Source organism: Pseudomonas sp. PDM26 (assembly GCF_019219185.1).
Classification (GTDB): Bacteria; Pseudomonadota; Gammaproteobacteria; order Pseudomonadales; family Pseudomonadaceae; genus Aquipseudomonas.
Genome location: NZ_JAHUWC010000082.1, coordinates 1 through 222, shown reverse-complemented (window position 1 = coordinate 222; position 222 = coordinate 1). Strand labels below are relative to the sequence as shown.

Annotated in this window: 1 protein-coding gene; it reads left to right on the top strand. The window is 65.8% G+C overall.

The genetic code is table 11. The annotated features are described in order from the left end of the window. The coding region (locus KW849_RS31195; protein WP_218433915.1) for a contractile injection system protein, VgrG/Pvc8 family at window positions 1-222 on the top strand (222 nt) is incomplete at both ends.

The following is a 222-nucleotide window of genomic DNA, read 5'->3' as shown; positions in this document are numbered from 1 at the left end:
AAGCGCCCAAACCGCCCACACCCCTGCGCACCCTGTACGGCCGGATCACCAGCTGCCAGCGCCTGTCCGGCTCGGTCGACGAAGCCCGTTATGAAGTCACCCTGCAACCGCGCCTGGCGCTGCTCGCCCGCGGCCAGCAAACGCGCATCTACCAGAATCAATCGGTGCCGGAGATCGTCAGGAGCATCCTGGTCAAACGTCACGACTTCGTCCCCGGGGACT